We start from the raw sequence: 26,441 nt of genomic DNA, 5'->3' as shown, positions 1-26,441 counted from the left end.
CGCGATCGGAAGAGAGGCCGGGCATTACAAGATGCCTTTCATGGTCTTTTCGAAATCGCTCCAGGCACAGAAGCCGTCTTTGTCGATCGGGCAGCCTTTCAGCGCCAGCGTCACGCGCTGCGGCGGGGTTTGCAGCGTCAGCGGCGTCGCCTTGCGTAGCTGTTCGGTGGACTGATAGACGTACTCAATCTTCAGCAATTCACGGTCGTTCTGCGCGTCGCGCCAGCGCTGGAACACCAGTTTGCCGCCGATCGGCGTTTTCTCGTACTGCTGCGGCAGCTGATACGGCTGGAACTGCATGGCCGACAGCAGCGAGGCGATATTGGAGTCGTGGCCGACCAGCACCGTCAACTTCGGCGCGTCCGGTTTGCGCTCGCCCAGCAGCGCGTTGTTGATGTAGGTCAGCAGCGGTTTGGCGACGTTTTGCGCCACCACCGGCGAGGTGAACAGCGAATCCTGATAGCCGTCTTTCAACTGCGCCAGCTGCTTCCACTGATGCGGGGTGGCGATTTTGCCCCAGGCCACCTCTTTCATCGGGAAACCTTCGTAATACTGCAGCATAAAGGCGTCCACCAGCGAGTTGCCCACCCGCAGCGGGCCGGAGACGCCCGGCTCTTTGCCCGGCACCGCGCTCATCACGCTGGCTTCTTTGGTCAGGTCACAGTGTTTGTCGGTCTTGCAGGCGGCGGAATCCTTGTAGTCGATGATCTTCGCCAGCTGTTGGTAAGAGGCGTCCAGCTTCAGCGATCCCAGCGCGGCGTTCATCGCCGCCAGCGCCTGCTGGTTGAAGGCTTCGCTGGTGTCAGTGATGATCGGGTTGAAGGTCGGATCCATCTCGCCCATCTTGTCCTGATGGTGCACGCTGACGTCGCAGCCAGGGAACGCACCGTTGCTGAAGAACTGCGCGGTGGCCACCGTGCGCTGCAGGCTGTTGGCGTAGACGTACACGCTGCCGGCGGTCGGGCAGCCCTCTTGCGGCAACAGGCCGGTCTGCTTCAGCCAGGCGTTGAAGTAGTGCCCCATATACACTTCCAGCACCCCGCCCTTGGTGGTCAGCTGGCCGCCCGGCGTTTCCCAGGCCGGCCAAGCCTTCGGCGTGGACTGCGCCAACACGCTGCCGTTGTTGGCCAGCGGCGCGCGCAGGTTATGGCGGCTCATCACCAGCACCTGCTCCAGTTGATAACCGCCGGCGTCCGCCAGCGCGTTCCCGGTGAATAACAAAGGCAGGCACAGCAATAACGTTTTTTTTCTCATCCGCAGAGGCTCCCGGAAAATGATTATTTTTAAGGTGTTAGCGTTTGCCTGCGTATGATGGCGGGGTTAGTGTGACAAGTGTGTGACAGGGTTCACGGGAAAGGATCGTAACCGCGGCCACCGGGCGGTGGCCGCGTGGCTTCAACTCAGTACCACAGGCTCATGATCGGCCAGCCGATCAGCAGCAGCGCGGCGATGTACACCACGCCGAGAATGCCGCCCAGGCGCCAGTAGTCTTTCGATTTCACGTAACCACAGCCGTAGATGATCACCCCCGGCCCGGTGGCGTACGGCGTCAGCACGCCCATGATACCGATCGACAGCACCAGCAGCATCGACAGCTGTTCCATCGGCACGCCCGGCAGCCCTTTGCCGACCGCCAGGATCACCGGCAGCATGGTGGCGGTATGCGCCGACAGGCTGGCGAACAGATAGTGGGCGAAGTAGAACACCAGCACCAGCGCCACCACCGTCATGTTCGGCGAGAAGCCGTCCAGGTGGGTGCTCATGGTCTGGGCGAACCAGTCGATAAAGCCGGAGCGCGTTAGGCCGTTGGCCATCACCACCAGCGTCGCCAGGTTAACCAGCGTGTTCCAGGCGCTGGAGTATTTGGTGATCTCTTTCCACGACACCACGTGCAGCGCCAGCATCAGCGACACCGCCAGCAGGCATACCGCGGTGGCGTCCAGTATTTTGCCGCCGAACACCCACAGACACAGGCTGAGCAGCACCAGGCCGATCAGGGTGTACTCCTTGCGCGTCAGCTTGCCCATTTCCCCCAGCGCGGTATCCGCCCAGGCGGCCACTTCGCTGCTGTGGGTCACGCCCGGTTTGTACAGGTAGTAGGAGATCAGCGGCGCGATGATCAGCAGCAGCAGGCCGACCGGCAGGAACGCCAGGAACCATTGCATCCAGCTGATGTGCACCCCGGCAATCTTGCCGACGAACTCGATGCCCAAAACGTTCGGCGCGGCGCCGGTGACGAACATCGAGGAGCTGATGCTGGTGCCGACCACCATCATCCACATCAGGTAACCGCCGATGCGGCGCGAGGAGGGATCGTTAGGGAAAGAATCGAACAGCGGCGGCAGGTTTTTCACCACCGGGAACACCGTGCCGCCGGTGCGCGCGGTGTTGGACGGCGTGAACGGCGCCAGCAGGATATCGATGATCACCACCGCATAGCCCAGCGTCAGCGTGCGCTTGCCCATGAACTTCACCAGGAACAGCGCGATGCGCCGCCCCAGCCCGGTGGCCTCGTAGCCCAGCGCGAAGATAAAGGCGCCGAACACCAGCCAGACGGTGGTGCTGGAGAAGCCCGCCAGCCCCCATTTCAGCGCCTCTTTACCGGCCTTGAAGCCCGGCTCCGCCAGCTCCTGCGCGCCGAACAGCACCCAGTTGGCGCTGAGCACGCTGACGGTTACCGCGATAAAGCTGATGGCGGTGGCCGGGATCGGCTCCAGAATCATGCCGACGATCATCGCCACAAAGATGGCGAAGTAGTGCCACGCCTGCGGCGGCATGCCGTCGGGCACCGGTATCAATAACAGGATCGCGAGCACCGCCAGCGGCGCTATCGCTTTCCAGATCTTTTCCTGGGTTTGGGACATAGGGACTCTCCTGAAGGCTTGGTTATTATTCTTGGGCACCCAGCTGCGCCAGCAGCCAGGTCACTATCAACAGGTCGGCGCTGCCGCCGGGGCTGAGGTTGCGGGCAATGCAGTCAGCATCGAAGCGCCGCAGGCGCGCCAGGCCCGCTTCCCCCGCCGAGCCGCCCTGCGCCAGCAGCAAGGCCGCCCGGCGCCGCAGCCAGCGCAGCCCGTGCAGGCCGCCGCGCGAGGCGACGTTGGTGTCGTCGTTGTGGGCCATCAGCCACAGCAGGCTGTCCAGCAGCGCCCGCTGTTCGTCGCCACCGGCGGCCAGCCGTTGCCGATACAGCGGCAGCGCGCCGTCAAGCACCAACCGAAAACCGGACTCCGCCTCGCCGCGTGCGCCGCTCAGCCCGTGCGCGGCGAACAGCCGCTGGCCGGCGGTCTGCCCGGCGTTGTTGCGCCGCAGCTCACGCTCCACCAGCCCCCGACACATCGCCGCCACCTCGGCGCACAGCGCTTCTGCGCCGATGGCGCGGCCCTGCTGCTGCAGGCGGCCGAAGGCGGTGCACAGCAACCCGAGTGAGAACACGCTGCCCTTGTGGGTGTTAATGCCGCCGGTGGCGCGAAACATCTGGTTTTCGCAGGCCAGGCCAAGCGGCCGCAGCCGCGCCAGCTGCTGCTCTGCCGGCAAAGCCGCGTCTTCCCGTCCGCGTTGGATAAAGCGCGGCAGCCACACGCCGATGGCGCGGGCGCTGCGGTAGAAGTGCCCGAGATCCATGTCGCGGTGGGCGCCGGTATTATGGCGATCCACCAGCCCCGGTTTGGGCGTGAGGTTGACCTCCACCAGCAGCGCGCGGAAAGCGGCGCGGGCGAAGCCGCAGGCCGGCTCGATGCGGCGGGCAGGCAGATTAATCGGCAGAGATCGCATCGTTGAACATCCTTTCCATTTCATGCAGCAGCTGCTCGCTGCTATGCCTCCGTTGGCGGGCGCAGATCTTGGCCGGTTGGCCGCACAACAGGCAGCGCCGTTCCGGCAGGCCGATGTCGCGGCGCGACAAAATGCGCCCCTGCGTATCCAGCACGTCGATATCCCACAGTCGGCCGATCGGGCGGCTCACCTCCAGCTGCATGGCGCAGTCTTTCACCCGCTGGGCATCGGCGCGCAGCGCCACAAACCCTTCGCAACCGGTGGCGAGCGCCAGCGCCTCGGCCTGCGGGCTGGGCCAACCCTGTTCGGCGCACAGCCGCAGCAGCGCCGCCCACCCCAGGTTGAAGATGCCGCGCGTCAACGCGCTGTCCTTCACCGGGCCGGGCACCACCAGCGTCAGCACCAGCAGCGTGCACTCGTGCTGCGCCAGCCACGCCTGCTGGCGCGCTTGGCGGCATTCGCGGCTGGTGAGCAGCGCCGGCAGGCTGACCGCGCGTTCGGCGGCCAGTTGGGGATCGACGGCGGCCATCGCTTACTCCGCCACCTGATGCACCACGTCGATCACCGAACCGTCGCGGTAGCGCACCACCGCCACCACCTTGTCGGTAAAGGCGATCGGCTGCGGTTCGCCGGTCAGCTGCAGCGCGCGGGCGCGCAGCCAGTCGATGCTCACCACCTCGAGCCCGGCCTCCCGCAGGCGCTGCGCCAGCTCCGGCCGCGCCGGGTTGACGGCGATGCCATGGTCGGTCACCAGAATGTCGATGCTGGAACCCGGCGTGACGCAGGTGGTCACCTGCTCCACCAGCGTAGGGATGCGCCCGCGCACCAGCGGCGCGACGATGATCGCCAGCCGCGCGGCGGCGGCGGTGTCGCAGTGGCCGCCGGACGCACCGCGCAGCACGCCGTCGGAGCCGGTCAGCACGTTAACGTTGAAGCCGGTGTCGATTTCCAGCGCGCTCAGCACCACCACGTCGAGCCGATCGACCGACGCGCCCTTGGAGCTGAAGTTGGCGTACTGGTTGGCGCTGATTTCGATATGGCGCGGGTTGCGCGCCAGCGAGGTCGCCGCCGCCCGATCGAAGCTCTGCACGTCCAGCAGCTTGCCGATCAACCCTTTCTCGTGCAGATCCACCATGGTCGAGGTGATGCCGCCGAGGGCGAACGCGGCGCGAATGCCGCGGGCGCGCATCTTATCCTCCAGGAACCGGGTCACCGCCAGCGAGGCGCCGCCGGTGCCGGTTTGCAGCGAGAACCCTTCGGTGAAGTAGCCGGAACCGGCGATCACCTCGGCGGCGCGGCGGGCGATCAGCAGCTCGCGCGGGTTCGAAGTCATGCGCGTGGCGTCGGCGCCGATTTTGTCGGCATCGCCCACCCGCTCCAGCTGCACGATCAGATCCACCCGATCCTGCGCCAGGCTGGCGGGATGATGCGGATACGGCACCAGCTGCTCGGTCAGCAGCACCACGGTGCCCGCCGCCTCGGCGTCCACCCGCGCATAGCCGAGCGAGCCGCAGCAGGCTTCACCGCTGTAGCCGTTGGCGTTGCCGAACTCATCGCAGGCCGGCACGCCGAGGAAGGCCACGTCTATCTTCAGCTCGCCGGATTCGATCAGGTTGACCCGGCCGCCGTGCGAGTGAATTTGCACCGGCTCCGCCAGCAGCCCGCGCGATACGGCGTCCGCCAGCGGGCCGCGCAGCCCGGAGGTGTAAATGCGGCTCACCACGCCGTGGCGGATATGCTCAACCAGCGGCGCATGGCAGTCGGTCAGCGAGCTGGAGGCCAGCGTCAGGTTGCGGAACCCCATCGCCGCCAGCGTCTCCATCACCTGATTGAGCGCCAGATCGCCGCCGCGAAACGCATGGTGGAAGGAGATGGTCATGCCGTCTTGCAGCCCGCTGCGGCGCACCGCTTCCTGCAAGGAATCGCACAGCTTGAGATCGCGCGGTTTGCGCGCCTGCAGGTTGGCTTTGGACACGTCCTGATAGCCCGGCAGATCCGCCGGGTTGGCGAAGGTCATCAATCGTTGTTGGCGGTTCATCATGCTTCCTCCCCGTGCTGCGCCGGTTCTTCCCGCAAGCCGGACAGCGCGGCGCGCTCCAGCACCAGCCGGGCGCGTTCAATCACCGGGCTGTCGACCATTTTTCCGTTGAGCGACACCACGCCGCGCCCTTCCCGCTCCGCCGCTTCGGCGGCGTCCACCACCCGCTGCGCGTGCGCCACCTCTTTGGCGGTCGGCGCGTATAGGTTGTGCAGCAGCTCAATCTGGCGCGGGTTGATCAGCGATTTGCCGTCGAAGCCGAGCTGTTTGATCAGCGCCGCTTCCTGCAGGAAGCCGGCCTCGTTGTTGGCGTCGGAATACACGGTGTCGAACGCCTGAATGCCGGCGGCGCGCGCCGCCTGCAGCAGCGAGCAGCGGGCGAACAGCAGCTCGATGCCCTCCGGCGAGCGTTCGGTGCGCAGGTTGCGCACATAGTCTTCCGCCCCCAGCGCGATGCCGATAAGGCGCGGCGAAGCGTGCGCGATCGCCACCGCGTGGGTGATGCCCTGCGCCGATTCGATCGCCGCCAGCAGCCCGGTGCTGCCGACCGGCCGGCCGCAGGCCGCTTCGATGGCGGCAATCTCGCGCTCCATGTCGACCACGTCCTGCGCGCTGTCGGTCTTCGGCAGGCGCACGATGTCCGCGCCGCCGCGTACCACGGCCTGCAGGTCCGCCAGGCCGTAGGCGGAGTCGAGCGCATTGACGCGCACGATGGTTTCCACCTCCTGATACAGCGGATGCTGCAGCGCGTGGTACACCAGCCGGCGCGCCGCGTCTTTTTCACGCAGGATCACCGAGTCTTCCAGATCGAACATCAGGGCGTCGGCCTGGTAGATAAAGGCGTTGCTGACCATCGCCGCGTTGGCGCCGGGAACGAACAGCATGCTGCGGCGCAGCCGGGTTTTATTCAGCGTTTTCATCTTTCGCCTCCCACGGCAGTTGGCCGCCCTCGCAGGCGCGCATCAGCGCGGTTTCCAGCCGGGCGCGCAGCACGCAGTCCAGCGCCCCCTTGTCGTCGACGATCACCTGCACCGGCTCCACCTCATAGCGCTGCAGCACCTCCAGCAGGGTGCGGCGGATCGCCGTGCCGAACTGTTTTTCCACGCTGCTGGCGATCAACAGATCGTGCTGCGGCCCCTCGGCGGGCGCGATGCGCACCATGACATCGCTGGATTCCAGCGTGCCGGCCATTGCTTCTCGGATAATTTTCATCATTCACCTGATTGTGCGGACTCAAAAGGATGCGGGGCCGCCTTGGCCCGGCGCTGCGTTTGCAGATCCTGCAGGTAGTACAGGGTGTCCGGCGGCACCAGCGGCGCGGCGGCGTGGAAGTCCCCCGCCGCCAGCAGCTTGCGCACCCAGGAGGCGGAGATCGCCGTGCCCTGATATTGCAAACGCTCGATTTCCACCAGCGCGATCGGCGGGCTGGGCAGCGCCGGCGTTTCCAGCCAGTAGCGCATGTCGCGGTTGTATTTCGCGGTCACCGCGCAGAACGGCTCGTTGCCGACAAAGCGGTGGGTAATGCCCAGCGCGGGCGCCAGATACTGGCGGAAGATCTTCAGATCGATTTCGGTGTAACAGTCGTCGGCCACGCCCTGATCCTTGATGAAGTAACAGGGGAAGGTGGCGCGCGAGATCACGTACTGCGAGCCTTCGTGTACCGTGAGGTTGGGAATATCGGCGGTGCCGGCCAGCACCAGCCGGCGCCGGTCTTCATAGCTGAAGCGCGAGGTGTTTTCCTTTACCAGAAACAGGTGCAGCCAGTCGCAGCGTTTGGCCGCCTGACGCACCAGATACTGATGCCCGCGGGTGAAGGGGTTGGCGTTCATCACGATGCTGCCGATGGTATCGCCCGGCCGACGTTGGCTCGCCAGTTGGGCGGCGTAGCGCTTCAGGCGGCACGGGCTGTTTTCCATCAGCACCACGATGCCCGGCACGGTGGCGATCGGGTAGAAACCGCACTGGCGGAACAGCGGCTCGTTCTGCACCTTGGTGTAGATAAACAGCTGAGTGTGATGGCGCTCGTAGGCCAGGTTCACCAGCTCGGTCGCCAGCGCCAGCGCCAACCCTTCGCCGCGCATCAGCGGGCTGATGGCGACGCATTTGATAATATTGTCGGCGATGCCGCCGCAGGCGACCAATTTGTCGTGCTGGGTAACGGTAATAAATATTTCAACCGTGGTGTCGATATTCAGATCGTTACTGCGCAAGAATGCGCTTATTTCCGAAATCGCTTTATGATCCGATCGCTTTACCCGATTAAATACGGCATCGCCTAACATAACACGCTCTCTGGGTTAACTAGCAAACAACAAGTTAAATACAAAAAGGCATTTTAATTAACATCAACAAGGATAATTAAAACCTTAAAAACCATGGAGATAAACGCCGCTTCGCGTTCGATAAAGCAATGGTAAACAGAAAAAAAACGCCGATTATTGACCTATTTCACAAACCGTTCCCGGTTAATAAGTTATTTAATGTTCTTTATTTGCTTAATTAATCTTATGGTGTTTATTATTGAGATAATCTTTATTTGGCGCCGCAGTTTACTTACATTCATTTAGCATCTTGATTGCAATAGTAGGTTTCATTATGGAATGGCTGAACATCCTGATCGTTGAAGACGAAACGCCGCTGGCGGAAATGCACGCGGAGTTTATCCGCCAGAACGGCGGCTGCCGCCAGATTTGGCTGGCCGGCACCCTGGCGCAGGCGCGCGCCATGACCGAGCGCTTCAAGCCGGACCTGATTCTGCTGGACAACTTTCTGCCGGACGGCCAGGGCATCACCCTGCTGCGCGAACTGACGCTGAGCGGGTATCGCGGCGGCATCGTGTTCATCACCGCCGCCAGCGACATGGCCACCGTGGCCGAGGCGTTGCGTTACGGCGTGTTCGACTACCTGATCAAACCGCTGGCCTATGACCGGCTGAGCCAGACCCTGCAGCGCTTCAGCCAACGCCGCGAAGCGCTGAAGGACAAAGCGCGCCTCAACCAGCGCCGCATCGACGAGATGTTCAACACCTATGCCCGCGGCGAGCAGCAGGCGGCGCTGCCCGCCGGCATCGACGAGCTGACGCTGGGCAAGGTCCGCGCGCTGTTTGCCGAACCCGCCGCGCGCCACACCGCTGAAAGCGTTGCGCAAAAAATGGGGCTCAGCCGCACCACCGCGCGCCGTTATCTGGAGTTTTGCACCGCCGCGCAGCAGCTGCGCGCCGAGATCATTTACGGCAAGGTCGGCCGTCCGCAGCGGATCTACCGCGCCGGCGAACCGCATTAACGGTTATTTGATCGCCCTTGCAAGGTTGCGTGTAACCGCTTTACTTTTTATGCGCCGGTCAGCATCTTGGTGAGCATCACCTAGCCGACAGGACGATCGCCGATGCCCGCTGCGCCCCTTGCTTCCCTGACCGAGATCCTCGCCCGCCGTGACTGGCAAAACCCGGCCTGCACCCACTACCGCCGGCTGGACGCTCACCCGCCGTTCGCCAGCTGGCGCACGGTGGAAGACGCGCGCGACGATGCCCCCAGCGCCAGCCGCCGGTCGCTGAACGGCGAGTGGCGCTTCAGCTATTTCCCGCGCCCAGAGGCGGCACTGGAAGGCTGGCTGCAGCAGGATCTGCCGGACGCCGCCCCGCTGACGGTGCCAGGCAACTGGCAGCTCGCCGGCTACGATGCGCCGATCTACACCAACGTGCGCTACCCGTTCCCGGTCGATCCGCCGCGCGTGCCGGAAGACAACCCGACCGGCTGCTACTCGCGCACCTTCAGCGTCGATCCGGCCTGGCTGGCCGCCGGCCAGACGCGCGTTATCTTCGACGGCGTCAACTCGGCGTTCTATTTATGGTGCAACGGCCACTGGGTCGGCTATTCGCAGGACAGCCGCCTGCCGGCGGAGTTCGATCTCAGCCCGTGGCTGCGGCCGGGTGAAAACCGGCTGGCGGTGATGGTGCTGCGCTGGTGCGACGGCAGCTATCTGGAAGATCAGGACATGTGGCGCATGAGCGGCATCTTCCGCGACGTCAGCCTGCTGCACAAACCCGCCGCGCACCTGAGCGATGTGCGCATCACCACGCCGCTGCATGACAGCTTTACCCGCGGCGAACTGGTGGTGACGGCGCGCGCCAACCGGCCCGGCCCGCTGCAGGTGCAGGTTCAGCTGTGGCGCGATGGCGCGCGGGTGGCCGAACGCACCCAGCCGCTCGGCAGCGAGATCGTGGACGAGCGCGGCGCCTATGACGATCGCGCCACGCTGCGCCTGCCGGTGGAACGCCCGGCGCTGTGGAGCGCCGAAACGCCCGCGCTGTATCGCGCCACCGTCGCCCTGCTCTCGCCCGAGGGGGAGATTATCGAGGTGGAGGCCTATGACGTCGGCTTCCGTCAGGTAGAAATCAGCGGCGGGTTGCTGAAGCTCAACGGACAGCCGCTGCTGATCCGCGGCGTTAACCGCCACGAGCATCATCCGCGCCACGGCCAGGTGATGGACGAGGCGACGATGCGCCACGACATCCTGCTGATGAAGCAGCACAACTTCAACGCGGTGCGCTGCTCGCATTACCCCAATCACCCGCTGTGGTACCGGCTGTGCGACCGTTACGGGCTGTACGTGGTGGACGAAGCCAATATCGAGACCCACGGCATGCAGCCGATGAACCGGTTGGCTGACGATCCGCTGTGGCTGCCGGCGATGAGCGAGCGCGTCACCCGCATGGTGCAACGCGATCGCAACCACCCTTGCATCATTATCTGGTCGCTGGGCAACGAGTCCGGCCACGGCGTAAACCACGACGCGCTGTACCGCTGGGTGAAAAGCCAGGATCCGACCCGCCCGGTGCAATATGAAGGCGGCGGCGCCGACACCGCCGCTACCGACATCATCTGCCCGATGTATGCGCGAGTGGATCAGGATCAGCCGTTCCCGGCGGTGCCCAAATGGGCGATCGGCAAGTGGATCGGCCTGCCGGAGGAACAGCGCCCGCTGATCCTGTGTGAATACGCCCATGCAATGGGCAACAGCTTCGGCGGTTTCGAGCGCTACTGGCGCGCATTCCACCACTATCCGCGCCTGCAGGGCGGCTTTGTCTGGGACTGGGTCGATCAGGCGTTGATCAAACGCGACGAGCGCGGCGAAGAGTTCTGGGCCTACGGCGGCGACTTCGGCGACACCCCCAACGATCGCCAATTCTGCCTGAACGGGCTGGTGTTCGCGGATCGCACCCCTCACCCGGCGCTGTTCGAAGCGCAGCGGGCGCAGCAGCTGTTCCGCTTCGCCTTCGACGCCGCCTCGCTGACGCTGACCGTCACCAGCGATTACCTGTTCCGCCACACCGACAACGAACAGCTCAACTGGCGGCTGGAGCTGGACGGCGTGGAGCGCGCCAGCGGCAGCTTCGATCTGGCGCTGCCGCCGCAGGGCAGCACTCGCTTCACCCTGCTCGATCGCCTGCCGATGCTGCATCAGCCCGGCGAGCTGTGGCTGAACGTGGAGGTGGTGCAGCCGCAGGCCACCGACTGGTCCGAAGCGCATCACCGCAGCGCCTGGGATCAGTGGCGGGTGCCGCGCGCGCTGCATCCCGCGCCGCCGCCGGCGCAGGGCGTGCCACCCACGCTGACTGAAGACGATCAGGGGCTGACCCTCACCCACGGCGACCAGCGCTGGCGCTTCGAGCGCAGCAGCGGCCACCTGACGCAGTGGTGGCAGAATGAGCAGCCGCAGCTGCTGACGCCGCTGCGCGACGGCTTTGCGCGCGCGCCGATCGATAACGACATCGGCGTCAGCGAAGCGGACCATATCGATCCCAACGCCTGGGTCGAACGCTGGAAGCTGGCGGGCCTGTACCGGCTGGAGGAGCGCTGCACGCGGCTGCAGGCAGATGCGATGCAAAACGGCGTGCAGGTGGTGAGCGAACACCAGTTCGGCGTGGACGAGGAGATTTTGCTGATCAGCCGCAAACAGTGGCTGTTCGACGCGTTGGGCGCGGTGAGCGTGAACGTGGAGGTCGAGGTGGCCGACGCCCTGCCGCCGCCGGCGCGCATCGGCCTGCACTGCCAACTGGCAACGGTGCAGCCGCAGGCGGAATGGCTGGGCCTGGGCCCGCACGAGAACTACCCGGATCGATGCCTGGCCGCGCAGCACGGGCGCTGGCGCCTGCCGCTGGCGGATCTGCACACGCCGTATATTTTCCCCGGCGAGAACGGCCTGCGCTGCGACACCCGCAGCCTGCGCTACGGCGGCTGGCGCATCGACGGCCGCTTCCACTTCTCGCTCAGCCGCTACGGCCTGCAACAGCTGATGGCCTGCAGCCACCAGCATCTGCTGCAGCCGGAAGCAGGCACCTGGCTGCATCTGGACGGCTTCCATATGGGGGTGGGCGGCGACGATTCCTGGAGCCCGAGCGTGCACCGGGATTACCTGCTCACCGCCGGCGTTTACCGCTATCAGCTGCGCCTGCAGCGGGCGCCCGAGGGCTAAATCTGCCAAAAAACTCAACGGGTTGCGCATTCTGTAAGCAAACAGTCACAGAATGTGTAATCCGCCTTTGACATGCCGACGGCGCCTCGCTATTATTCGCCCCGTTCACACGATTCCTCTGTAGTTCAGTCGGTAGAACGGCGGACTGTTAATCCGTATGTCACTGGTTCGAGTCCAGTCAGAGGAGCCATATTTAGAGAAGCCCGCTCAGGGAAACCTGAGCGGGCTTTTTGCTGTTGGGCGGATCATAATCGGCGATCCCCTACACTCTCTCTACCCGACACCGTTCAGCCATCCGTTGAACGGGTGAGTTTCTCCCATTGTTCAATTTCCTTACCTAGCGCCTCGAGCTTTTGCCGCACCAAACTTAATGCGTCACTGCCTAACAACAGATGCGTGGGCGGGTTCCCGCTCTCGATCAATGCCAGCATGGCGTGAGCCGCCTTAATCGGATCGCCGAGTTGCTTACCGCTTTTTTCCTGGCGCGCCTGACGAACAGGTTCAAATAGCGCGTCATAGTCAGGGACACGGCGAGGGCTGCGTACCATTGAACGCCCGGCCCAGTCCGTTCGAAACGAGCCGGGCGCCACGGCGGTCACGTGTAGGTTGAACGGGGCAAGCTCTTTACTTAACGTTTCTGATATCCCTTCCAGTGCAAATTTGCTGCCGCAGTAATAGCTGATACCGGGTAAGGTAATGAAACTGCCCATTGAGGTGATATTGATAATGTGGCCGCGACGGCGCTGGCGCATGCCCGGTAGCACGGCTTTGATCATCGCCACCGCGCCAAACACATTGACGTCAAACTGGCGGCGCAGCTCTGCAAGCGGGGATTCTTCCAGAATGCCTTCATGGCCGTAACCGGCATTGTTCACCAGCACATCTATCGGACCGACGGCGGACTCTATCTCTCCAACCACCTCATCAATACGTTCAACGTCCGTGACATCAAGCAGATAGCCAAAAGCCCGCTGCGTATCGAGCGCACCGAAAGCCTGCAGTGCTTCGCTGTTGCGCACCGTCCCTACAATCCGATGCCCCACGGCGAGGGCTTCTCGCGCCAGCGCCTGACCAAAGCCACTGCTGACGCCGGTAATTAAAATCGTTTTTGCAGATGCCATAAAAAGAACTCCCATGAACCATGAAGGTTGCATGGTATTCTCTTCCCTGCCGTATTTTTAGGCCGTATTTTCTCTTTTTCTTGCCTGATTTTATGAGGTGGTGGGATGTCCGACATGATTGCCCTGATGAATAGACTTGCGGTGCAAGAGGGATACAACCTCACTGCCCTACCTGATGTGCGAATTTTGCGTTCCGATCGCCCGCTTGCCAGAACGCCGGTGCTTTACGATCCGGGGATCGTGATCGTCTGCCAGGGCAGCAAACGCGGCTATTTCGGTCAACAGACCTATTTATATGATGAGCAGCACTACCTGGCGGTTTCGGTGCCGGTGCCGTTTGTGATGGAAACCGACGCGTCGGCAGCACATCCGCTGCTGGCGATTTATATGCATCTGGATTTTCAGCTTGCCGCGGAACTGATGTTGCAGATTGAACAGCATGGCGCCCCACATCCTCCCGTCGCGCCGCAAAGCATGATGTCGAGCCCCATGGACAGCGCGGTAAAAATGGCCGTACTTCGCTTACTTGAAGTCCTGGCTAACCCGCTTGAGGCGGCGATCCTCGGCCCGGCGCGGGTGCGTGAGCTTTATTTTCGCGTGCTGACAGGCGCACAGGGCAACGCAATGCGTGCCGCGCTGGCCTTGCAGGGCCAATTTGGCAAAATCGGTAAAGCGTTGCAGCACATCCATGCCGCTTACGCGGAGCCGTTAACGCTGACGCAGCTGGCAATGATGGCCGGCATGAGCGTGCCGACCTTTCATAGCCATTTCAAAGCGATAACGCAGATGCCGCCAATGCAGTATGTGAAATCGGTACGCCTGCACCAGGCACGGATGCTGATGGTGCGCCAACAAATCACCGCCGCCGCCGCGAGTTACGCCGTTGGCTATGAAAGCCCATCGCAATTTAACCGCGAATTCAAACGTCTGTTTGGCCTGCCACCGGCAGAGGAGATAAAACGCCTGCAGCGTCACTTCGCCATTCCGCCCGCGCAGCCTGCGTCGGTATTTGTTTCATCGCACTGAGGCTTATTTGGTATGGCAAAACGATAGTTCGCTTCTGGCGCCAGGCGGACCAGCACTTGGAGAGAAAATCCGCTATGAGCGAGGAGTGGAACTTCAGCTGATTTTTATACAGTTATTTTTCGAGTCGTTTTAGTTCTTTTACAGATGAGTGAACCTGGCTCCGACCATAAACAACCGAAGAGTAACAGCGACCAGTGTCATCAATTATCTGACAACGGCACTGAAAAGGCTCACCTGCGGTTGAGCATTTATTCAACTGCTCGTGTTTAGCATTAACGTTAAAATCGAGCGTAATACTAGCTTCACTGACCCAAATATCAGGAATTTGTTGCTTTCTTAACAAATGTCCAAGCATGCCTACATAGTGGAGTTCAACATAATGTCTCAGATTAAAGTGCGGTAAGCTTTTAGGGGGAGTAAGGAAAAAATCTATCGTAGTGAGTTTGTTATTGATAGCCAATAACTTTAACTGACCAATAGCCCAGTATCCTTTAAAATCGTTGTTACGGCTCACAAAGCTCTCATTAAGAGCATTAGCTATGCCCTGCAATTCAATTCGGCGTGCCATTCCCCCCCCAATTGCTTGGTAAAAATTATGGCAGCAACTGTAAGCTCTACTGATACCTCGTGCCAATCTTTAATGTGCTTTTCGTGATTCTGAACTGCCGCTAAGTAATCAATATGCTTGGTTTTTACGGTGTCCGCTCCTGGCACAAAACTGCCCCGGCGGATCACCTACTCAACAATCTCCACAAGCACCAAAAGGCCCGCCCCCAGGCAGGCCTTTATCCCTCCGCAATGTCTCAGGCCCCATCCCGCTCCGCAACCCGCGCCATCAATGCCCCCAGCAACGCCAGGTCGACCAGCAATGCCAGCGCGAAACAGATCCCTCTCACGCCCGGTGCGGCATAGGTTTGCACCAGCGAAGCGGCAATCACTACGGCCACGATAGTCACTACCGTCGTCAGCCTGCACGCCACGGCGAACGCCGCTTTCTCCCCCACTGCCGTGCGGTAGGCGACGCCCTGCCCCAGACCGCCGAGGACGATGCCCGCCAGCAGGGCCGGCCAATCATGGCCGCCGAACAGCATCAGCAGCGTCAATAGCCACCCCACCGCTGCCAGTAAAAAGCCGTAGCGGAGAATCGCCAGCGCAGGCCGGTTCCGCAGCGGCCGTAGACGGGCCAGTGCGGCGCCGCCGAGAAACGCCAGCGCCAATGCCGTTAGCAGCATCAGGGTCGCGCCGATGCCCAGCAGATTTTCGGTCTTCAGCAGCAAGGCGCCTGCCGCGGCCGGCACGCTGAGCGCCAGGGCGCTCGCCGCCGCTCCCGTGTGTGCCATGGCGCCCAGGGCACCGTTGTTGATATAAAGGCTCATCGTTCACTCCCGACATGATGGAAATGATGAAATAAATTCATTTCCCTATTCACATGTCAGTAGCCTATCTCTTGTATAATCGGTCAGACAAACTCATAGTTTTCAGCCTTAGATGAGAATAACTCAGCCATGAGAAAACCCCGTTTGCCGCCGCTGGGCGCGCTGCGCGCCTTCCACGCCGTGGCCGGCTGCCGCAGCTTTAAACATGCCGCCGAAGCGCTGGGCGTCAGCGCGACGGCGGTCAGCCATCAGATCAAGCTGCTGGAATCGGTGCTGGAATGCCGGGTGTGCGAGCGCAGCGCGCAGGGCGTCAGCCTGACCGAGACCGGCGAGATCCTGTATGCCGGCACCCAGCGCGCCTTCGCCGCACTGGAGCAGTCCGTCGCCCAAATCACCCGCGCCCAGCAGCCACCGGCGCTGACCGTCACCACCACCTCCAATTTTCTCACCCACTGGCTGGTGCCGCGCCTGGCCGATTTCAAGGCGGAGTTTCCCGCCATCGATCTGCGCCTGCACACCAGCGTCGAGCGGGTCGATCTCAGCCAGCGCACCGTGGACGTCGCCATCCGCTACCGCGAAACACCGGAAAGCGATCTGCACTGCACCTTGCTGCATGAGGATCGTTTTATCGTGGTGGCCAGCCCGGCGCTGGCGCTGGAGCGCATCGAAGATTTGCAGCGGGTGACGCTGTTTCACGTGGAACATCGGCAGGTGCCCGCCGACGCGCCGACCTGGGAAAACTGGCGACGGCGCTACGGGCCGGAAGGGTTGAACGTGGAAGCCGGGCTGACCTTCAGCGACGAAACCCATGCGCTGCAGGCGGCGGTGGCGGGCCAGGGGGTGGTGATCGCCAGCCGGCTGCTGGCGCGCGATTTGTTGCAGCGCGGCGTGCTGGCCGCGCCGTTCGAGATGTCGTTACCCGGCGCCAACTACTATCTGGTGGCCACCGAAGAGACCGCGCAGCGCCCCGATATCATTGCGCTGCGCGAATGGTTGCTGCGGCAAATGGCGACGGGCTAACGGCGCTCGGGGGCGATCTCCCCCAGGCGGATCGCCACGCCGATCGCCTGCGCGGTGGTGGCGGCGCCGAGGCGTTGGCGAATACGCCGCAGGTGGTTTTCCACCGTGCGTTCAGACAGGCCGAGCATCGCAGCGATATCCGCCTGCCGCCGGCCGATGGCGGTCCAGCTCAGCACTTCGCGCTCACGCGCCGACAGTCGGCCCTCTCCCTCGCCGGCCGCCGGTGCGAACAGCCGCCGTGCCGCCAGAAAGGCCGCCGTACCCACCAGCGACAGCGCCAGCCGCACCGGCGGCGAGGCATCGATGCGCTCGCCCCCCAGGCTGACGGCCCCCTCCAAACCGGCCGGGCCAAACACCGGGATCTGCACGCCGTGCAGGCCGGCGCCGCGCGGCGTGCGCACAATCCGATAGCGCTCGCCCTGCTGCGCCCGGGTTTTAGTCCAGAAGAACGGCTCGCTGGCCCGCAGCATGTGCCGGGTCACCGGGCAGTGCCGCACGTAGGTCAACGCATCGACGGCCTCGCCGTCGCCGAACCAGTCGCCCTCGACCCAGTAGATATGCTCGATCCCCGCCTCCGCCGCGGCGGAAGCGGAAAACAGCACAAAGCGATCGAAGCCGAACGGCGCGGCGAAGGCGCGAACCCGCCCCTGAATGGCGGACAGGGTTCGCTCGTGGTCCATCGCCAGCGCCGTCTGGAAAGCGCGCTGCGCGATCTCGTCGCTCATCGCGTGGCGACGTCGGCCAGCAGCGTCTCTGCCGCCAGTTTGCCGAGGTTGTTGGAAGCCAGCGGGCTGTCGCCGGTCAGCAGGCGCCGATCTTTATGCACCTTGCCGGTGATGTCGGCGTTGACGATCTTCACGCCCCGCTCGCGCAGGCGTTCGCCCACCAGCCAGGGCATCGGACCGGGAATATAGCCGATGTCGATGTTGGCGCCGGTATCGAGCGAGTCCGGGAACACGCACATCTCATAGCCACGATAGAGGAAATCCTCTTTGTTCTCGCCGATGCCCGCCGCCAGCAAACCGGCCGGCCCGTGGCACAGCGAAATCACGTAGCGATCGTTGTCATGCGCCCAGTGCAGGGTCTTTTTCACCTCTTCGCTGAACGGGATATCATTGAGCACGCCGTGGCCGCCGGGAATGAAAACGCCGAGGTAGTTGCCGCCATCCAGATCCTTCACCACTTCCGTCAACTTTTTCGGCTGCTTGAGTTGGCTGCGGTACTTCTCGTAGGTGGCCTTGACCGCTTCATCTTCATGCGGGAACGCCCACATCTCCAGCTTCACCGGATCGCCGGACGGCGTGGCGATGTCGATCTCGAAACCGGCGAGATCCAGGTGATACATCGGCAGCAGCATCTCGACCGGATGGTTGCCGGTGGAGAAGAACTTGCCGTTTTGCATCAGCAGGTAACGCTCCTGCGAGGCGATCATCAGCACCTTCCACTTGCCGCCGCGATAGGCGTTCGGGTAGCTGGCACCCGTGAAGTCGGTTTTGGACGAGGTGTACTGGCTGAGGGAGTAAGGCGATGGGAAGAATGCGTTGTCTTCCGCCACATCCGGGGTGGGATTACGATCGTTGGATACTGAATCAGTCATGATTATCTCCATATTCACCGTTGCATTTCTCTTTCAGCTTAAATAACCGCCGGCGGGGCCGCAATGAGGGATATCCCTCAATCATTGCCCAGGCGGTGGAGATTCCGCCCGGGCGATGTTGTTAGCTGTTCACGAACGCCAGCAGATCGGCGTTGACCTGATCGGCATGGGTGGTCGGGATGCCGTGCGGCGCGCCCTTATAGGTATGGAGCGTGCCGTTTTGCACCAGCTTGGCCGAGAGCACGCCGGAATCCTGATAAGGCACCACCTGGTCGTCATCGCCGTGGATCACCAGCACCGGAATGGCAATCTTCTTGAGATCTTCGGTGAAATCGGTCTGCGAGAAGGCGACGATGCCGTCATAGTGCGCCTTGGCGCCCCCCATCATGCCCTGCCGCCACCAGTTCCAGATAATCGCCTCCGACGGTTTGGCACCCGGGCGGTTATAGCCATAGAACGGGCCTGCGGGCACGTCGTAATAGAACTGCGCCCGGTTGGCGGCCAGCTGCGCCTGGAAATCATCGAATACCGATTTTGGGGTGCCCTGCGGATTGGCGTCGGTTTTCACCATCAGCGGCGGCACCGCGCTGATCAGCACCGCTTTGGACACCTTGTCCTCGCCGTGGCGCACGATGTAGCGCACCACTTCGCCGCCGCCCGTCGAGTGGCCTACGTGCATGGCGCCCTGCACGCCCAGGTGTTTTACCACCGCGGCGACGTCATCGGCGTAATGATCCATGTCGTGCCCTTCCCACACCTGGCTGGAGCGGCCGTGGCCGCGGCGATCGTGCGCAACCACGCGGAACCCTTTGTTCACGAAGAACAGCATCTGGGCATCCCAGTCATCGCTGGACAGCGGCCAACCGTGGTGGAAGTAGATAACCTTGCCGTTTTTTGGGCCCCAATCCTTGTAGAAAATCTCGACGCCATCGCTGGTCGTTACATAACCCATGTCGTTTCTCCCGTTTACACTATGGTTAAAAAAGAAGGTTTATACTGCGCACGGCGCCGGGATCTCTGGCTCCCTCATCCCGGTTGGCCGACGATCTTGCGTTGATCGTTTAACGAGTATAGGTTTAAAGTTCACTTTAAGGTCAAACACAATTCGGCAAACCGCATTCCCGCTTTCACTCGGCATCAGGAGTATTCAAGTGCAAGGAGATGACACCGCCACGACGATGGAGCAACGGCTTGCCGCCCAGCGCCACGCCTTCCTGCGCGACGGCGCGCCGACGAGGGATCAGCGCAAGGCCGCTCTGCGCCGCTTGCGAAGCGCCATTCTGACCCAGCGCGCCGCGCTGGCGGCGGCCGTCAGCGCGGACTTCGGCCACCGTACGCCTTACGAAACCGACATTCTGGAGATCCTGGTCACCGTGCAGGCGATCGATTACCTGCTGCGCAACCTGAAACGCTTCATGCAGCCGGAGCGCCGCCACGTCGCCCTGCCGTATCAGGCCGCACGCGCCTATGTGCAATATCAGCCCAAGGGGGTGATTGGCATCATGGCGCCGTGGAACTATCCCTTCTCGTTGACCTTCATCCCGCTGGCCACCGCCCTGGCCGCCGGCAACCGCGTGATGCTGAAACCTTCGGAGCTCACGCCACATACCAGCCGCCTCATCGAAACGATGCTGGCGGCGCTGTTTCCCGCCGATGAGGTCGCCGTCGTGACCGGCGGGCCGGACGTCGGGGCCAGATTCAGCGAGCTGGCGTTCGACCATCTGGTGTTCACCGGCAGCACGGCGATCGGCCGTCAGGTCATGCAGGCGGCCGGCAAACATCTGGTGCCGTTAACGCTTGAACTGGGCGGCAAAAGCCCCGCCGTCATGGCGCGCGGCGCGGTTAACGCCAGAAACGTCAAGAGCGTGGCGTTCGGCAAGCTGTCAAACGCGGGCCAAACCTGTATCGCGCCCGATTACCTGCTGGTTCATCAGGACGATCTGGCAAGCTTCATGGCGCTCTATGACGCGGCGGTTAAAAGCTTTTATCCCGACGGGCCAACCGGCGACGACTACGGCGCCATCATCAACGACAGGCACTACCACCGCTTGCACGATCTGCTCGCCGATGCCCAGGCGCGGGGCGCGCAAATCCATCCGGTCGGCCACCGCCCGGACTCGGCGTCTGAACGGCCGAAAACCCTCGCCCCCACGCTGATCGTCGGCGCCCCCGACGACAGCCGGATCATGCAAGAGGAGATCTTCGGGCCGCTGCTGCCGGTGCGCACCTACGCCGCCTTTGATGAAACGATCGACGTTATCAACGCCGGGCCGCGCCCGCTTGCGCTCTACTACTTCGGTCCGCCGGGCGAGGATCGGGACCGGCTGCTGGCGCGCACCACCTCCGGCAACGTCAGCGTTAACGCCACCCTACTGCATTTCGCCCAGGACGATCTGCCGTTCGGCGGCATCGGCCCCAGCGGCATGGGGGCCTGTCACGGCATCGAAGGATTTCGGGCGCTGAGCCACGCCAAAGGCGTCTTTATCCAGAGCCGCTGGCGTTTTACCGACCTCCTGCGCGCGCCGTTCGGCAAGCTGGCGGACGCGGTGCTCAAGGTTATGCTGCGGCGCCGATAACACGGCGTGTTGACTATCAATAGCACACCCATAAATCGCCGCAAGCTATCACAATATTCACTCATTCCTATTTTATCTCTCCGCCACCGCTGACTAAGCTTAGCCATGAGTCGCCTTTTGCCCGTTAGCGGCCGGGGCGATGCGAATCCATTGAGTTCAGTTATTTAGCGCAACACCCGACGCAAGCCTTACCCGCATGCCTTGTTAACCGCTCCACGCCCGGCGGCTGGAGCACCTTTATGGAAGCAGAGAGCGCATTATGACAACTGAAAGCAAATGCCCGTTTTCGGGCGGCAAGCAGCCCGCACCGCAGAACGGCCCCACCAATCAGGATTGGTGGCCTAATCAGCTCAGCCTGAAACCACTGCACCAACATTCCCCCCTGTCCGATCCGATGGATAAAGACTTCAACTACGCCGATGCCTTCAACAGTCTCGATCTGGCGGCGGTCAAACAGGATCTGCACGCCCTGATGACCGACTCGCAGGAATGGTGGCCGGCAGACTTCGGCCACTACGGCGGCCTGTTCATCCGCATGGCCTGGCACAGCGCCGGCACCTACCGCATCGGCGACGGCCGCGGCGGCGCGGGCGAAGGCCAGCAGCGCTTCGCCCCGCTCAACAGCTGGCCGGACAACGTCAGCCTCGACAAGGCGCGTCGCCTGCTGTGGCCAATCAAACAGAAATACGGCCGCAACCTCTCCTGGGCCGACCTGATTATCTTGACCGGCAACGTGGCGCTGGAATCGATGGGCTTCAAAACCTTCGGCTATGCCGGCGGCCGCGCCGACACCTGGGAGCCGGACGACGTCTACTGGGGTTCTGAGAAGATCTGGCTGGAGCTGAGCGGCGGGCCAAACAGCCGTTACTCGGGCGACCGCGATCTGGAGGACCCGCTGGCGGCAGTGCAGATGGGCCTGATCTACGTCAACCCGGAAGGCCCGGACGGCAATCCCGATCCGGTGGCCGCCGCACGCGATATCCGTGAAACCTTCGCCCGCATGGCGATGAACGACGAAGAAACCGTGGCGCTGATCGCCGGCGGCCACACCTTCGGCAAGACCCACGGCGCCGGCCCGGCGTCTAACGTCGGCGCCGATCCGGAGGCCGCCGGGCTGGAGTCGCAGGGCCTCGGCTGGCACAGCACCTTCGGCACCGGCGTTGGCAAAGACGCCATCACCAGCGGCCTGGAAGTCACCTGGACCACCACCCCGACCCAGTGGAACCACGACTTCTTCCGCCACCTGTTCGAATACGAATGGGAGCTGAGCCAAAGCCCGGCCGGGGCGCATCAGTGGGTAGCGAAAGACATCGGTGAAACCATTCCCGACGCCTTCGATCCCAACAAGAAACGCCGCCCGACCATGCTGACCACCGACCTGTCGCTGCGCTTCGATCCGGCCTACGAGAAGATTTCGCGCCGTTTCTATGAGCATCCGGAAGAGTTGGCCGACGCCTTCGCCCGCGCCTGGTTCAAGCTGACCCACCGCGATATGGGGCCGCGCGCGCGCTACCTCGGCCCGGAAGTGCCGCAGGAAGAGCTGATTTGGCAGGATCCGATCCCAGCGGTCGATCATCCGCTGATCGACGAGCAGGACATCGCCGCGCTGAAAAACGCCGTGCTGGCTTCCGGCCTGCCGGTGTCCGCACTGGTCTCCACCGCCTGGGCTTCGGCTTCCAGCTTCCGCGGTTCCGACAAACGCGGCGGCGCCAACGGCGCGCGCATTCGCCTGGCGCCGCAAAAGGACTGGGCGGTCAACCAACCTGCGCAGCTCGCCGCGACGCTGGCCAAGCTGGAGAGCATCCAACGCGCCTTCAACGATGCCCAGACCGGCGGCAAGCGCGTCTCGCTGGCGGATCTGATCGTGCTGGCCGGCGCGGCGGGCGTGGAACAGGCGGCGAAGAACGCCGGTTTCGCCCTGACGGTGCCGTTCGCCCCGGGCCGCATGGACGCCTCGCAGGAACAGACCGACGTGGACTCCTTCGAGGCGATGGAGCCGCTCGCCGACGGATTCCGCAACTTCCTGAAGGGTAAATACCGCGTGCCGGCCGAAACGCTGCTGGTCGACAAGGCGCAGCTGCTGACCCTGACCGCGCCGGAAATGACGGTGCTGGTCGGCGGGCTGCGCGTGCTCGGCGCCAACGTTGGCGGCACGCAGCACGGCGTGTTCACCCAGCGGCCGCAGGCGCTGACCAACGACTTCTTCGTCAACCTGCTCGACATGGGCACCACCTGGCATCCGATCGGTGAAGACGGCCTGTTCGAAGGCCGCGATCGCCGCAGCGGCGCGGTCAAGTGGACCGGCACCCGCGTCGATCTGGTGTTCGGTTCGCACGCGCAGCTGCGCGCGCTGGCCGAAGTCTACGGCAGCGCCGACGCGCAGGAGAAGTTCGCCCACGACTTCGTCGCCGCCTGGAACAAAGTGATGAACCTCGATCGTTTCGATCTGGCGTAACGTCCCCCCAACGGCCTGCTTCGGCGGGCCGTTTTTTCTCCCGAGATCAACACCGCTTCCGCTCCACGTCAGCCATGGCTGGCGCCGCGATATTCTCTTTCCCCGCTTATTCGTATTTACTCAACAAGTCATATAAAAATTTGATGGGCGGCAATTCTTTTAATGCTGTATTTATATTTAGACGGCAATGAAGACCGTAAACTCAGCTGGCTCATGCGATATATCCCATCTAGGAGAACACCGTTATGGATTATCCTCGATTCACCTCAACACGCGGCGAAGCGGGCCTCATGACCACCGCTATTCCTTAGCGATAGCGGGCTGAGCCGGCAAAGGCGCCCCACCGTTCTACGCCCATAAAAAGAGATATTTTGCACCTGCGCGATATTCGCTTAGGCGCCAGAACATCGCCCTTATTTAATGTTTCACGACGCACATTGCGTTTTTCGTTTTTATTTTTCAGCCGACGGGAAAGCTCATAGGAAATTACGCTTCACTCAGGAAAATAACCGCTACCTGGAGGTCATCATGCAACATATTATCGGCATTTCTTCTCGTCGGCTGAGGATATCGGCCCTTGCGCTACTGCTCCCTGCCGTATCATGGGCGGCCGATACGGCGCCTCTTGCCGTGGGGCCGCAATATGACACCACCCATGTCTACGTCGAACGCGGCAAGATGGACGCCTTTGTCGACAGCATCCTGAAAACCTTCGGCGGCACCAGTACCGAACGCGTGCTGGTCAACGTCACGCCCACGCCGAGTGAAACCTATTCCCAGCTGATACTGACGCCGGCCGGCAGCTTCTCGGTGTTCGATTTCAAAACGCCGATCCCGTACCCGTTCGGCGCCGAGCGCAACGGTTTTCTGGTCAGGGATATGGACGCCGCCATCCGGCAGGCCAGGGCCGCCGGCGCCGATGTGCAGGTTGCGCCTTTCGACGATCCGATCGGCCGCGACGCGGTGATCCAATGGCCCGGCGGCGTCAACATGCAGCTCTATTGGCACACCAAGGCGCCTGACTACAAGCCGCTGCTGAGCGTGCCGGAAAACCGCCTGTATCTCTCCGCCTACCGCGTCGACGATTTCCTGAAAAGCTACCAGGCGTTCTCGCACGGCAAGGTCGTGAGCGACGAACAGGTCAGCGACACGGCGATCGGCCGCAGCGACAACGGCAAGGTCCGTCAGATCGAGCTGGACTCCCACTTCGGCAAAACGCGCATTTTCGTCACCGACGGGCATCTGCCTTATCCGTTCGGCCATGAGCGCACCGGTTATGGCGTCGACGATCTGCAGGCCACGCTGGCCAAAGCGACGGCCAGCGGCGCGCAGGTGCTGTGGCGTTCGACGGCGGCGGAACGCCGCGCCTCGGCGCTGGTGCGTTTTCCCGGCGGCTATATCGCCGAAATTCACCAGACGGCTAAATAAACCCAAGGCGCGCTGCGGCGCGCTTTTTTCTTCGGATATCCATGATGAAACGCACGCTACCCGCACTGTTGCTGTTCTCCACGCTCCCCGCGCTGGCGGCGGAGCCCGCCGCTTCCCCCTGGAAAAACATCCCGTTGGGCGATGCGGCCACGTTGTCTTTCGACGGTTCACTGCGCGAGCGCTATGAATGGACGGATCAACGGGATCTGAGCGGCGGACGCGACGACACTTTCATGCAGCGCTTGCTGGTTGGCGCGCGCCTCGACTACGGCGACTATTTCGGCGCCTATGTGCAGGTGGGATCGTCGCTGGCCACCCCGCGCGATCGCGGGCGCAAGCCGACCGACGAAGATCATGCCTATCTCGGCCAGGGCTATGTGGACTTAAAACTGCCCACCGCCTACGGCCTCGGCACCCTGCGGGCCGGCCGCCAGGAGATTGCGCTGGGCTCGCTGCACCTGCTAGGCACCCGCGACGGCCCCAACGTGCGCCGTTCCTTCGATGCTATCCGCGCCAGCTGGGCCAAGGATAAAAACCGCCTCGACGCCTTTATCGGCCATCCCGTCACCCTCAAAACCGGCAGTTTCGACGACGATACTGACAACAGCCAAAAGGTCTGGGGGCTGTACGGCACCACGCCGCTGGCAGCGCTGGCCTCCTCGCTCGATCTCTACACCTTCGGCTTTGAGGATCACGACGTCCACTACGCGCAGCTCAGCGGGCAAGAGCGGCGCTATACCGTCGGCGCGCGCATTTTCGGCGCGGCACAGGGGTTCGACTGGGATAATGAAGCCGCCTGGCAGTTCGGCAGCGCAGAACAGCGTGACATCCGCGCCTGGTCGGCGTCGGCGCACGCCGGCTATACGGTCAACGACTGGCGCTGGCAACCGCGCTTCGGCGGCAAGATTGGCATCGCCAGCGGCGATAAAAACGGTCACGATGGGCAGCTCAACACCTTTAACGCCATGTACCCCAAGCTGCCCTACCTGACCGAGAACGGGCTGGTGGCGCCGGCTAACCTGATCGCCATCCATCCTTCGGTCACGATTATGCCGTGGCAAACCCTGGCCATCGACTTCAGCTGGGACGCGTTGTGGCGGCAACGCCGCGAGGATGCCTTCTACCTCGGGCCAATGCGCCCGGTGAAGGGCAGCGCGCAGGGCTCGCGCTTTATCGGCAACCAGTATCAGGTTGAAACGACCTGGACACCGCGCAGCGATCTTCAGTTCAAGGTGGCCTACGTCTACTTCGACGTCAGCAACAGCCTGCAGCAACATGCCGGGCTGAAAAACATGAACTTCGTGCTGGCGCAGGGCACCTACAGTTTTTAAGTATCAGGTAAGTTAATCGGTGTACGCGGACGCCCTTAATAATCCCGTACTCAATTAATGACGAGCGCCGGCGAGTAGCCGTCCATATGCATTGCGGCAATGGCGGCTACTCGCCGCCATTCACAGATAAAAGCTAAATAAAAGCAAAAAGATAAATCAATCACGTAAACTCCGCGAGCCAATTACAGTGTAATATTAAATAAAAATTTAATTCCACCTGGTTAT

The 26,441-nt window shown here is 62.7% G+C and carries 22 protein-coding genes and 1 tRNA gene; 9 read left to right on the top strand and 14 right to left on the bottom strand.

What is annotated here, in order from left to right:
* Nucleotides 1–24 precede the first annotated feature (24 nt).
* The 8 genes from agp to citC all read right to left on the bottom strand — a co-directional run bounded on the left by agp (nucleotide 25) and on the right by citC (nucleotide 8,094).
* On the bottom strand, nucleotides 25–1,254 hold the full coding sequence (gene agp / locus ACJ8IL_RS20125) for a bifunctional glucose-1-phosphatase/inositol phosphatase (RefSeq protein WP_049295954.1): 1,230 nt from the start codon (nucleotides 1,252–1,254) through the stop codon (nucleotides 25–27).
* Between the two features lie 146 nt (nucleotides 1,255–1,400).
* Nucleotides 1,401–2,864, bottom strand: a complete 1,464-nt coding sequence (locus ACJ8IL_RS20120; RefSeq protein ID WP_442516790.1) for an anion permease — start codon at nucleotides 2,862–2,864, stop codon at nucleotides 1,401–1,403.
* Between the two features lie 25 nt (nucleotides 2,865–2,889).
* The gene (citG, locus tag ACJ8IL_RS20115) at nucleotides 2,890–3,774 is read right to left on the bottom strand and encodes a triphosphoribosyl-dephospho-CoA synthase CitG (protein WP_060433535.1); all 885 of its coding nucleotides are present in this window, start codon (nucleotides 3,772–3,774) and stop codon (nucleotides 2,890–2,892) included.
* Entirely contained in the window at nucleotides 3,755–4,303 is a 549-nt protein-coding gene (gene citX, locus ACJ8IL_RS20110) for a citrate lyase holo-[acyl-carrier protein] synthase (RefSeq protein WP_049204979.1), read from the bottom strand. The genes citG and citX overlap by 20 nt, the downstream gene beginning before the upstream one ends.
* A 3-nt stretch (nucleotides 4,304–4,306) precedes the next feature.
* Complete coding sequence (citF, locus tag ACJ8IL_RS20105) at nucleotides 4,307–5,812, bottom strand: citrate lyase subunit alpha (RefSeq protein ID WP_028130661.1); 1,506 nt, start codon at nucleotides 5,810–5,812, stop codon at nucleotides 4,307–4,309.
* Complete coding sequence (gene citE, locus ACJ8IL_RS20100) at nucleotides 5,812–6,732, bottom strand: citrate (pro-3S)-lyase subunit beta (RefSeq protein ID WP_033651847.1); 921 nt, start codon at nucleotides 6,730–6,732, stop codon at nucleotides 5,812–5,814. The genes citF and citE overlap by 1 nt, the downstream gene beginning before the upstream one ends.
* Nucleotides 6,716–7,024, bottom strand: coding sequence for a citrate lyase acyl carrier protein (citD, locus tag ACJ8IL_RS20095; protein ID WP_060433540.1), 309 nt, complete (start codon nucleotides 7,022–7,024; stop codon nucleotides 6,716–6,718). Before citD ends, citE begins: the two co-directional genes overlap by 17 nt.
* Nucleotides 7,024–8,094, bottom strand: a complete 1,071-nt coding sequence (gene citC / locus ACJ8IL_RS20090) for a [citrate (pro-3S)-lyase] ligase (protein ID WP_004940809.1) — start codon at nucleotides 8,092–8,094, stop codon at nucleotides 7,024–7,026. Before citC ends, citD begins: the two co-directional genes overlap by 1 nt.
* 313 nt (nucleotides 8,095–8,407) lie before the next feature.
* Here citC and dpiA point away from each other — a divergent pair, with 313 nt between their 5' ends.
* From dpiA to ACJ8IL_RS20075, 3 genes are all read left to right on the top strand, one after another.
* Nucleotides 8,408–9,094 carry a two-component response regulator DpiA gene (gene dpiA / locus ACJ8IL_RS20085; RefSeq protein ID WP_021505854.1) on the top strand — a complete coding sequence of 229 codons (687 nt, stop codon included), beginning with the start codon at nucleotides 8,408–8,410 and terminating at the stop codon, nucleotides 9,092–9,094.
* A 102-nt stretch (nucleotides 9,095–9,196) separates the two neighbouring features.
* The gene (locus tag ACJ8IL_RS20080; RefSeq protein ID WP_442516789.1) at nucleotides 9,197–12,286 is read left to right on the top strand and encodes a beta-galactosidase; all 3,090 of its coding nucleotides are present in this window, start codon (nucleotides 9,197–9,199) and stop codon (nucleotides 12,284–12,286) included.
* 114 nt (nucleotides 12,287–12,400) lie between these two features.
* Nucleotides 12,401–12,476: transfer RNA gene (locus ACJ8IL_RS20075), tRNA-Asn, on the top strand.
* 97 nt (nucleotides 12,477–12,573) lie between these two features.
* Here ACJ8IL_RS20075 and ACJ8IL_RS20070 read toward each other — a convergent pair.
* Nucleotides 12,574–13,407, bottom strand: a complete 834-nt coding sequence (locus ACJ8IL_RS20070; protein ID WP_442516794.1) for an oxidoreductase — start codon at nucleotides 13,405–13,407, stop codon at nucleotides 12,574–12,576.
* Between the two features lie 105 nt (nucleotides 13,408–13,512).
* Between ACJ8IL_RS20070 and ACJ8IL_RS20065 the strand changes: the two genes are divergently transcribed.
* Nucleotides 13,513–14,433 carry an AraC family transcriptional regulator gene (locus tag ACJ8IL_RS20065; RefSeq protein WP_442516788.1) on the top strand — a complete coding sequence of 307 codons (921 nt, stop codon included), beginning with the start codon at nucleotides 13,513–13,515 and terminating at the stop codon, nucleotides 14,431–14,433.
* A gap of 112 nt (nucleotides 14,434–14,545) precedes the next feature.
* Here ACJ8IL_RS20065 and ACJ8IL_RS20060 read toward each other — a convergent pair whose 3' ends face one another.
* Both ACJ8IL_RS20060 and ACJ8IL_RS20055 read right to left on the bottom strand, forming a co-directional pair.
* Nucleotides 14,546–15,001 (bottom strand): hypothetical protein, encoded by a 456-nt coding sequence (locus ACJ8IL_RS20060; protein ID WP_147823997.1) that lies wholly within the window; start codon nucleotides 14,999–15,001, stop codon nucleotides 14,546–14,548.
* Nucleotides 15,002–15,236: 235 nt separating this feature from the next.
* Nucleotides 15,237–15,809, bottom strand: a complete 573-nt coding sequence (locus ACJ8IL_RS20055; protein WP_060433544.1) for a hypothetical protein — start codon at nucleotides 15,807–15,809, stop codon at nucleotides 15,237–15,239.
* A gap of 129 nt (nucleotides 15,810–15,938) precedes the next feature.
* Here ACJ8IL_RS20055 and ACJ8IL_RS20050 point away from each other — a divergent pair, with 129 nt between their 5' ends.
* A complete protein-coding gene (locus tag ACJ8IL_RS20050; RefSeq protein WP_197769067.1) occupies nucleotides 15,939–16,829 on the top strand; it encodes a LysR substrate-binding domain-containing protein in 891 nt (296 codons plus the stop codon).
* On the opposite strand, the gene ACJ8IL_RS20045 is transcribed toward ACJ8IL_RS20050, so the two are convergent.
* From ACJ8IL_RS20045 to ACJ8IL_RS20035, 3 genes are all read right to left on the bottom strand, one after another.
* Nucleotides 16,826–17,554, bottom strand: coding sequence for a PA1136 family autoinducer-binding transcriptional regulator (locus ACJ8IL_RS20045; RefSeq protein ID WP_334273787.1), 729 nt, complete (start codon nucleotides 17,552–17,554; stop codon nucleotides 16,826–16,828). The genes ACJ8IL_RS20050 and ACJ8IL_RS20045 overlap by 4 nt on opposite strands.
* The gene (gene hchA / locus ACJ8IL_RS20040; protein WP_016927070.1) at nucleotides 17,551–18,426 is read right to left on the bottom strand and encodes a glyoxalase III HchA; all 876 of its coding nucleotides are present in this window, start codon (nucleotides 18,424–18,426) and stop codon (nucleotides 17,551–17,553) included. The genes ACJ8IL_RS20045 and hchA overlap by 4 nt, the downstream gene beginning before the upstream one ends.
* A gap of 121 nt (nucleotides 18,427–18,547) precedes the next feature.
* Nucleotides 18,548–19,378, bottom strand: a complete 831-nt coding sequence (locus ACJ8IL_RS20035; protein ID WP_025303474.1) for an alpha/beta fold hydrolase — start codon at nucleotides 19,376–19,378, stop codon at nucleotides 18,548–18,550.
* Nucleotides 19,379–19,577: 199 nt separating this feature from the next.
* On the opposite strand from ACJ8IL_RS20035, the gene ACJ8IL_RS20030 reads away from it, so the two are divergent.
* The 4 genes from ACJ8IL_RS20030 to ACJ8IL_RS20015 all read left to right on the top strand — a co-directional run bounded on the left by ACJ8IL_RS20030 (nucleotide 19,578) and on the right by ACJ8IL_RS20015 (nucleotide 26,216).
* Nucleotides 19,578–21,002, top strand: coding sequence for a coniferyl aldehyde dehydrogenase (locus ACJ8IL_RS20030; RefSeq protein WP_442516787.1), 1,425 nt, complete (start codon nucleotides 19,578–19,580; stop codon nucleotides 21,000–21,002).
* 259 nt (nucleotides 21,003–21,261) lie between these two features.
* Complete coding sequence (katG, locus tag ACJ8IL_RS20025; protein WP_141998491.1) at nucleotides 21,262–23,457, top strand: catalase/peroxidase HPI; 2,196 nt, start codon at nucleotides 21,262–21,264, stop codon at nucleotides 23,455–23,457.
* 630 nt (nucleotides 23,458–24,087) lie between these two features.
* A complete protein-coding gene (locus ACJ8IL_RS20020; protein ID WP_197780947.1) occupies nucleotides 24,088–24,885 on the top strand; it encodes a glyoxalase in 798 nt (265 codons plus the stop codon).
* 41 nt (nucleotides 24,886–24,926) lie between these two features.
* The gene (locus ACJ8IL_RS20015) at nucleotides 24,927–26,216 is read left to right on the top strand and encodes an alginate export family protein (protein ID WP_141998493.1); all 1,290 of its coding nucleotides are present in this window, start codon (nucleotides 24,927–24,929) and stop codon (nucleotides 26,214–26,216) included.
* Nucleotides 26,217–26,441: the final 225 nt, after the last annotated feature.

The sequence above is a fragment of the Serratia sp. CY47444 genome (assembly GCF_052168635.1).
Lineage (GTDB): Bacteria > Pseudomonadota > Gammaproteobacteria > Enterobacterales > Enterobacteriaceae > Serratia > Serratia bockelmannii.
The sequence above is the reverse complement of the archived record's forward strand: the minus strand, read 5'-3'. Positions and strand labels throughout refer to the sequence as shown.